Below are 7507 nucleotides of genomic sequence, written 5' to 3'. Positions count from 1 at the left end.
CATAGCGCTTGTATTCGCCAAAATACTTCGTGATCGCCGCCGTCAGCGACGTCTTGCCATGATCGACGTGGCCGATCGTGCCAATGTTCACATGCGGCTTGGTGCGCTCGAATTTACCTTTTGCCATAGTCTCTTTCCTTGGACGGCCTGGACATTCAGTTCAGTCGAATGCGGGGCGATTAGCGACAACGGCTGAAAAACACAAGTGCCTTGTGGCTGAGCGCCCTCGCTCGGTCCGAACCCATGATCCGATTTCGGGGGGATGTGGCGTGGATATAGGGTCGCTAGGCGAAAAATGAAATGGGCGAAAGCCGCCCCGGCCGCTGGCCCATTGCCGCTCCGGCGTCGGTCTGATTTCTTCGCCGCATGCAGTTCATCCCGACGAACGTCCGCGGCCCGCTGTTTATGGTCGTCTCGACCGGTTCCTACCTGGTCAACGATACGATGATGAAGCTCGCGACCACCGGCCTGCCGCCTTACGAGGTGCTGTTCCTGCGCGGCGTCGCGGCGGCGCTCTGGGGAATTCCGCTGCTTCTCCTGCTCGGCTATGCCAGGCAGGTCCCTTTGATCTTCGAAAGGAAGGTGCTGCGCCGCAACCTGCTCGAACTGGCGGCGATCCTTTGCTACGTCGTGGCGCTCGCCAACATGCAGATCGCCGATTCAACGGCGCTCGGGCAGATCACGCCGCTGCTGATGCTGGTCGGCGCCTCGGTGCTGTTCGGCGAGCGTATCGGCGGCGCGCGCATGGCGCTGATCGGGGTCGGCTTCATCGGCGCGCTGATGGTGGCGCAGCCGACGATGCAAGGGATTTCGGTCTATGCCTTGCTGGCGCTCGGCAACGCGGTCCTGTCGGCCGCGCGAGATCTGGCCGGCCGCAAGGTCGGCGCCGAGGTGCCGGGCATGATCGTCGCCATTTCCGCGGTCGTGGTCGTGCTGGTCGGCTCCGGCGTCGCGCATCTCGTTTCCGAGCCCTGGGTCATGCCGGAGCCCCGCCACCTCTTGCTCATCGCCGGCGCCGGACTGTTCCTGATCTTCGGCCATTTCTTCATCTTCATGGCCTATCGCGTCGGACCGACGAGCGCGGTGGCGCCGTTCTATTATTGCTTCACCGTGTGGGCGGTCATCTCGGGCCTGCTGGTGTTCGGCCAGTTTCCGAACGCGCTCGCCGTCTGCGGCATCCTGCTGGTGGTGGCCAGCGGCCTTGCCATCGTGTCGCTGGACGAAAGAAGGCGCCGGCTGATACCGGTTGCCTAGGCCAGGCAGCCAGGCGTTTGACTCCCAGGATTTCTGGGGCGGCACTTCCGCGTGACTTCATGCGGGAAATCTGGAGCGGGTAGCGGGAATCGAACCCGCATATTCAGCTTGGAAGGCTGCTGCTCTACCACTGAGCTATACCCGCGCCTTACACTGAAGTACCGGATTCACCCAAAAAGCGCCATGCGCTTTTCGGTCCGAGACTTTTTCGTTTCAGGGCTTCCGGGCCGGCAGTGGTGGAGAGGGTTGGATTCGAACCAACGTAGGCTAAGCCAACGGATTTACAGTCCGTCCCCTTTAACCACTCGGGCACCTCTCCAGTCTGCCGCCGGAGCCATGCAACGAGGCATTGCCGATCCGGAGCCCGAGTAGAAGTCTTCTCCGAAATCAGCGAAGCGCCTTATGGCGGCAAGGCTGGTGGGTGTCAACCGCACGTCCCGGCAAAATGCGCTGAATTTGACAGCATCCTCGGCAAGCCGGCTTCTGCCAGTATCCATGGCCCGACGACACGGCTATAGAAGCCCGCCATGAGCAAAGACAACAAGCCCGGAACACCCAAAGACACTCACTACGCCAAGCTGCGTCGCGCCCATCGCGACCAGAAGGCCGGCGGCGCACCCGCATTCCGGCCACGCCAGCCGCTGCCGCCGGGCGAATCCCCCGGCGACGGCCTGGTGCGGCTCTATGGCCTGCACACGGTGCGGGCGGCGCTCGACAATTCCCGGCGCAAGATCAGGAAAATGCTGGTGACGCGCAACGCGGCCGAGCGGCTGGCGATCGCCGACCTCGCCGCCCTGCCCTTCAAGGCCGAATTGGTCGAGCCAAAGGAGATCGACAGGATCACCGGATCCGATGCAGTGCATCAGGGCGTGCTGATCGAGGCCGAGCCGCTGAAGCCGAAGCGCCTTGACGCGCTTGGCGACACTCAGTTGGTGCTCGTGCTCGACCAGGTCACCGATCCGCACAATGTCGGCGCGATCCTGCGCTCCGCGGTCGCTTTCGGAGCCGGCGCGCTGATCACCACGGCCCGCCACAGCCCGCAGGAATCGGGCGTGCTGGCGAAGTCGGCCTCCGGCGCGCTCGAGCATATCGACCAGATCGAGGTGAAGAACCTCGCCGACGCACTGGGACAACTGCACGAGGCCGGCTTCCAGACCATCGGGCTCGATTCGGACGGACCGGCCGAGCTGGAGAAAACATTCGCCGGCGACAAGATCGCCCTGGTGCTCGGCGCCGAAGGCAAGGGCCTGCGCCAGAAGACGCGCGAGACGGTGACCGCGCTGGCCCGCCTCGACATGCCGGGTGCAATCCGCTCGTTGAACGTTTCCAACGCGGCGGCGGTGAGCCTTTATGCGGCGCGCGCATTCCTGAAGCGCGGCTGAGACCGAAGCGGCAGTCCGCCTTAACCGGAAAGATCAAGAACGAGAAACGGATCCCAGCAACAACGCTGGAAGCCGTTCTCGGACAGGAAAGGAGCAGGCGACTTGGGAACGTTGCGCCGCCTTCTCCCGACCTATGCTGCTTTGCCTTTGGCTTCGGTCGCTTAGCCGCCGACCTCGAAATTGGCCATCCGCTCCAGCGCGCGAACCAATGCCGAGTGATCCTCCTTCGCACCGCCATTGGCAGCGCAGGAATTGAACAGCTGCTGTGTGGTCGAGGTGTTGGGCAGCGAAACACCAAGCGCCTTGGCGCCCTCCAGCGCCAGGTTGAGGTCCTTCTGGTGCAGTTCGATGCGGAAGCCCGGCGCGAAGGTGCGCTTGATCATGCGCTCGCCATGCACTTCGAGGATGCGCGAGGCGGCGAGCCCGCCCATCAGCGCTTGGCGAACCTTGGCCGGATCGGCGCCCGCCTTCGAGGCGAAGACGAGGGCTTCGCCGACCGCCTCGATCGTGAGGGCAACGACGATCTGGTTGGCGACCTTGGTCGTCTGGCCGACGCCGTTCGGGCCGACGAGCGTGATGTTCTTTCCCATCTTCTCGAACACCGGCTTTGCACGCTCGAAGGCTTGTTCCTCGCCGCCGACCATGATGGTGAGCGAGGCAGCCTTGGCTCCGACCTCCCCGCCCGATACCGGCGCGTCGAGATAGTCGCAGCCGAGATCGTTGATCTTTTTCGCGAATTCCTTGGTGGCAATAGGTGAGATCGAGCTCATGTCGATGACGAGCTTGCCCTTGGACAGGCCGGAGGCGACGCCGTGCTCGCCGAACAGGACGTCGGCGACTTGAGGCGTATCAGGCACCATCGTGATGATGATATCAGCCGCCTTCGCCACGGCGGCATGGCCGGTGACGGTCTTCAGCCCCTTGCCGATCAGGTCAGCCGGCGGTTTGGAGCGATGGTCGCTGGCGACGACGGGGTAGCCGGCATCCAGCAAATGCCCCGCCATCGGCGCGCCCATGATGCCGAGGCCGATAAAGCCGATGGTTTCCATTGTTTCGCTCCTGAAATTCGTAACTGCAACTAGCCGAAGGTACGGCGCTGCCCCTCATCCGCCTGCCGGCACCTTCTCCCCGTATAGTGACGGGGAGAAGGAAGGCTTTAGGCGGCCGCGCTGCCCTGGCCGGCCAATGCCTTGAACCAGCCCAGCCCCACCTCGGTCCCTGCCTTCGGCTTGTACTCAGCCCCCACCCAGCCGGCATAGCCGAGCCGGTCGATGTGCTCGTAGAGGAAGGGATAGTTGATCTCGCCCGTCCCCGGCTCGTGACGGCCGGGATTGTCCGCAAGCTGGATATGCGCGATGCGGTCGAGGTTTGCCTCGATGGTACGGGCGAGATCCCCCTCCATGATCTGCATGTGGTAGATGTCGTACTGCAGGAACAGGTTCTTCGAGCCTATGCGGTCGATCAGCGCCAGCGCCTGGTCCGAATAGTTCAGGAAGAAGCCGGGAATGTCGCGCGTGTTGATCGGCTCGATCAAAAGCCGGATGCCGGCCTGCTCCAGCTTCTCGGCCGCGAAAGCCAGATTCTCGGCAAAGACGTTCTCCAGCACCGCGCGGTCGGCTCCCTGCGGTGCGATGCCGGCAAGGCAGTTGATCTGCTCGCAGCCGAGCGCATGCGCATAGGTGATGGCCTTGGCCACCCCTTGCCGGAATTCCGGTACCCGATCGGGAAGCATGGCAATGCCGCGCTCGCCCTTCGCCCAGTCGCCCGGCGGCAAGTTGAACAGAACCTGCGTCAGCCCGTTCTTCTTCAGGCGCGCGGCGACGACATCCGGCGCATGGTCGTAAGGGCCGATATATTCGACGCCCTTGAAGCCGGCGCGGGCGGCGGCATCGAAGCGGTCGAGGAACTCGTGCTCGCCAAAGAGCATCGACAGATTGGCTGAAAAACGCGGCATTCTTCTTCTCCTTCTCCCCGCCGGGCTCAATCCAACATCATGATGGCCGTCGGCGCATCCTCATTGCGTTCGGCCAATTCCTCGAACTCGGTGATCTTGTCGATTTCCGTGCCCATGGAAATGTTGGTGACGCGCTCGAGGATGAATTCCAGCACGACCGGAACCTGGTGCTCCTTCATCAGCCGCTGCGCCTGCTTGAAGGCGCCGGCGAACTCTTCCGGCTTACGCACCCTGACCGCCTTGCAGCCCATCGCCTCTGCGACCGCGACATGGTCGACGCCGTAGCCCGCTTCGGGATCGTTCGCCCGGTTGACGTTCTCGAAGGCAAGGCTGACCTCGTAGTCCATCGAGAAGCCGCGCTGCGCCTGGCGGATCAGCCCGAGATAGGCGTTGTTCACGACGACGTGGATATAGGGCAATTTGTGCTGCGCGCCGACCGCCAGTTCCTCGATCATGAACTGAAAATCGTAGTCGCCGGAGAGCGCGACGATATCGCGGTCCGGATCGGCCGCGCGCACGCCGAGGGCGGCCGGCAGCGTCCAGCCGAGCGGGCCGGCCTGGCCGCAATTGATCCAGTTGCGCGGCTTGTAGACGTGCAGGAACTGCGCGCCGGCGATCTGCGACAGGCCGATCGTGGTGACGTAGGTGGTGTCGCGGCCGAAAGCCTTGTTCATCTCCTCATAGACGCGCTGCGGCTTCAGCGGCACCTGCTCGAAATGCGTCTTGCGCTTCATCGTCTTCTTGCGCTGCTGGCATTCCTTCGCCCAGCCCGACCAGTCGCGCAGCTTGCCCGCCGTCCGCCATTCGGTGGCGACGTCGAGCAGCATCTTCAGCGCCGCACCGGCATCCGAGACGACGCCGAGGTCAGGCGCGAAGACCCGGCCGATCTGGGTAGGCTCGATATCGACATGGATGAATTTCTTCCCCTTGGTGTAGACGTCGACCGAGCCGGTGTGGCGGTTGGCCCAGCGGTTGCCGATGCCGAAGACGAAGTCGGCTTCCAGCATCGTCGCATTGCCATAGCGATGCGAGGTCTGCAGCCCGCACATGCCGGCCATCAGCCGATGGTCGTCAGGGATCGTGCCCCAGCCCATCAGCGTCGGAATGACCGGCACGCCGGTGACCTCGGCGAACTCGATCAGCAGGTCCGACGCGTCGGCATTGATGATGCCGCCGCCGGCGACGATCAGTGGCTTTTCCGCCTGATTGAGCATCGTCAGCGCCTTTTCGGCCTGGCCGCGCGTCATCGCCGGCTTGAAGGGGGCGAGCGGCTCGTAGGCATCGATGTCGAATTCGATCTCGGCCATCTGCACATCGACCGGCAGGTCGATGAGGACCGGACCCGGCCGCGACGAGCGCATCAGATGAAAGGCCTTTTGCAGCGCCATCGGCACCAGATAGGGTTCCATGACGGTGACCGCCCATTTGGCGACCGGCGAGGCGATCGCGGCGATGTCGACGGCCTGGAAATCCTCCTTGTTGAGGCGCGCGCGGGGAGCTTGGCCAGTTATGCACAGGATCGGAATGGAGTCGGCCGCCGCCGAATAGAGCCCGGTGATCATGTCGGTGCCGGCCGGGCCGGAGGTACCGATGCAGAGGCCGATATTGCCGGCCTTGGCCCGTGTATAGCCTTCGGCCATATGCGAGGCGCCTTCGACATGGCGCGCGAGCACGTGGCGAATGGTGCCCCTCGCCTTCAGCGCCGAATAAAGCGGGTTGATCGCCGCGCCCGGCACGCCGAAGGCGCACGAAACGCCCTCCTTTTCGAGAACGAGAACGGCAGCGTCGACAGCACGCATCCTGGCCATTTGCAAGCCTCCACGAATTTGTTGGTTGGCTGAGAATGCCAGCACACCCGCTATTTTTCAACTTTTTCAGAATATTTTTTCATTTCTAGAAAACAGCTTTTACGATATGATTTCACTACGCTTTCCGTTTTCCAAGAATTCAGCCTCGCGGAGCGGTGAAAAACTTTTTCATTGCCAAATCGGCGAAATCGGCGAGAATGCCCGCCATGGAAACCAGCGAAAAACGGCAGCGCGGCCGTCCGCGCTCCTTCAACGGCCCGTCCGAAGCCGCCTCCGTGCAGTCGCTCGACCGCGCCTTGCGCATCCTTGCCATCGTCGCCGAAGGCAGCGGCCTGTCGCTGAGCGAGATTTCGGCGCAAAGCGGCCTTGCCGCCTCCACCGCCTACCGCATGCTGACGACGCTGGAGAACCACGGCATGGTGGAGTTCGACGGCACCGACCAGCTGTGGTCGATCGGCGTCGAGACCTACCGCATGGGCGCCGCGTTTCTGCGCCGCCGCAAACTGGTCGATCGCGCCCGCATCGTCATGCAGGAACTGATGGAAAAGACCGGCGAGACCTCCAACCTCGGCGTCGCCGAGGACGACTGCGTCGTCTTCGTCAGCCAGGTCGAGACGCACCAGGCGATCCGCGCCTTCTTCCGGCCGGGCACGCGCAGCTCCTTCCATGCCTCCGGCATCGGCAAGGCGGTGCTGGCGCATCTCGATCCCGAGCGTGTCGCCGCCATCCTGCGTCGCGCCGGGCTCGAGCGCTTCACCGACAAGACGCTTTCCGACATCTCGGCGCTGGCCCGCGACCTTGTCGCGATCAAGCATCGCGGCTGGTCGGTCGACGACGAGGAGCGGCACCCGGGAATGCGCTGCGTGGCCGCCGCCATCTTCAACGAGTTCGGCGAGCCGATCGGCGGCGTTTCGGTGTCCGGGCCCACCGTTCGGGTGACGCCGGAGCGTCTGGCCGAGATCGGTCCGCTGGTGCGCGAAGCGGCGACCGAGATAACCAGGATGATCGGCGGGCATTCTTCACAAGGCGCTGCCGAGGCATCGCTGTTCGAGGTCAGCGCCACGCGCTTGCCTTGACTCTGGCCCGACTTGACACCGGTCCGGCAACGG

At 63.7% G+C, this 7507-nt stretch carries 7 protein-coding genes and 2 tRNA genes; 3 read left to right on the top strand and 6 right to left on the bottom strand.

Annotated features, from left to right (window positions below; translation table 11 throughout):
• The coding region (locus tag PU724_RS12865; RefSeq protein ID WP_244571411.1) for a GTP-binding protein at positions 1 to 127 on the bottom strand (127 nt) is incomplete at its 3' end.
• A 239-nt stretch (positions 128 to 366) separates the two neighbouring features.
• Here PU724_RS12865 and PU724_RS12860 point away from each other — a divergent pair.
• A complete protein-coding gene (locus PU724_RS12860; RefSeq protein ID WP_354421906.1) occupies positions 367 to 1254 on the top strand; it encodes a DMT family transporter in 888 nt (295 codons plus the stop codon).
• A gap of 71 nt (positions 1255 to 1325) precedes the next feature.
• Here PU724_RS12860 and PU724_RS12855 read toward each other — a convergent pair.
• Both PU724_RS12855 and PU724_RS12850 read right to left on the bottom strand, forming a co-directional pair.
• Positions 1326 to 1399, bottom strand: a tRNA-Gly gene (locus PU724_RS12855).
• Positions 1400 to 1488: 89 nt separating this feature from the next.
• Positions 1489 to 1573 (bottom strand) — tRNA-Tyr (locus PU724_RS12850).
• A 208-nt stretch (positions 1574 to 1781) separates the two neighbouring features.
• On the opposite strand from PU724_RS12850, the gene PU724_RS12845 reads away from it, so the two are divergent.
• A complete protein-coding gene (locus PU724_RS12845) occupies positions 1782 to 2636 on the top strand; it encodes a TrmH family RNA methyltransferase (protein ID WP_292348685.1) in 855 nt (284 codons plus the stop codon).
• A 161-nt stretch (positions 2637 to 2797) separates the two neighbouring features.
• Here the strand turns inward: PU724_RS12845 and PU724_RS12840 are convergent, their stop codons facing one another.
• The 3 genes from PU724_RS12840 to gcl all read right to left on the bottom strand — a co-directional run bounded on the left by PU724_RS12840 (position 2798) and on the right by gcl (position 6398).
• The gene (locus PU724_RS12840) at positions 2798 to 3685 is read right to left on the bottom strand and encodes a 2-hydroxy-3-oxopropionate reductase (protein ID WP_354421908.1); all 888 of its coding nucleotides are present in this window, start codon (positions 3683 to 3685) and stop codon (positions 2798 to 2800) included.
• A gap of 107 nt (positions 3686 to 3792) precedes the next feature.
• The gene (gene otnI, locus PU724_RS12835; protein ID WP_354421910.1) at positions 3793 to 4590 is read right to left on the bottom strand and encodes a 2-oxo-tetronate isomerase; all 798 of its coding nucleotides are present in this window, start codon (positions 4588 to 4590) and stop codon (positions 3793 to 3795) included.
• Positions 4591 to 4616: 26 nt separating this feature from the next.
• Entirely contained in the window at positions 4617 to 6398 is a 1782-nt protein-coding gene (gene gcl, locus PU724_RS12830; protein WP_354421912.1) for a glyoxylate carboligase, read from the bottom strand.
• Positions 6399 to 6604: 206 nt separating this feature from the next.
• Between gcl and bhcR the strand changes: the two genes are divergently transcribed.
• Positions 6605 to 7474, top strand: a complete 870-nt coding sequence (gene bhcR / locus PU724_RS12825; RefSeq protein ID WP_127287297.1) for an HTH-type transcriptional regulator BhcR — start codon at positions 6605 to 6607, stop codon at positions 7472 to 7474.
• Positions 7475 to 7507 lie beyond the last annotated feature (33 nt).

The organism is Mesorhizobium abyssinicae (assembly GCF_049887195.1).
Taxonomy (GTDB): domain Bacteria; phylum Pseudomonadota; class Alphaproteobacteria; order Rhizobiales; family Rhizobiaceae; genus Mesorhizobium; species Mesorhizobium abyssinicae.
The sequence above is the reverse complement of the archived record's forward strand: the minus strand, read 5'-3'. Positions and strand labels throughout refer to the sequence as shown.